The organism is Parvimonas sp. D9 (assembly GCF_035282565.1).
Classification (GTDB): Bacteria; Bacillota; Clostridia; order Tissierellales; family Peptoniphilaceae; genus Parvimonas; species Parvimonas micra.
The window spans coordinates 1-295 of sequence record NZ_JAYKBM010000100.1 but is presented as its reverse complement, the minus strand read 5'-3'; the positions used below and the strand labels follow the sequence as shown (position 1 = coordinate 295).

Below are 295 nucleotides of genomic sequence, written 5' to 3'. Positions count from 1 at the left end.
GAAAAAACTAAGTATCGACCCCGAGTTCAGGATAACACCTACCGGAGAGAAAGGCTCTATCATTCTATGGTTCAGGTATCATGCCATAAAAAGTAAACGCTTTAGTTTTAGAGTTGGGGCACATCCTGCTGTTAACTGGTTTCCTTCAACAGTATTACAAAATGGAGTAAGTGAAGAATTGCTAAGGTTGAGAAGATTTCTGGCATGGGAATTAGCTCCGTCTTATCGTATTTCTAAAAATTGGAATGCCTCCTTGTATTACTTACAAGGAAATGGGATGCAAGTGAATGGACCC

Annotated in this window: 1 protein-coding gene; it reads left to right on the top strand. The window is 40.0% G+C overall.

Annotated features, from left to right (window positions below):
* Positions 1-295, top strand: a 295-nt coding sequence (locus VJI94_RS08190) for a hypothetical protein (RefSeq protein ID WP_324008995.1), incomplete at both ends; no start/stop codon positions are given.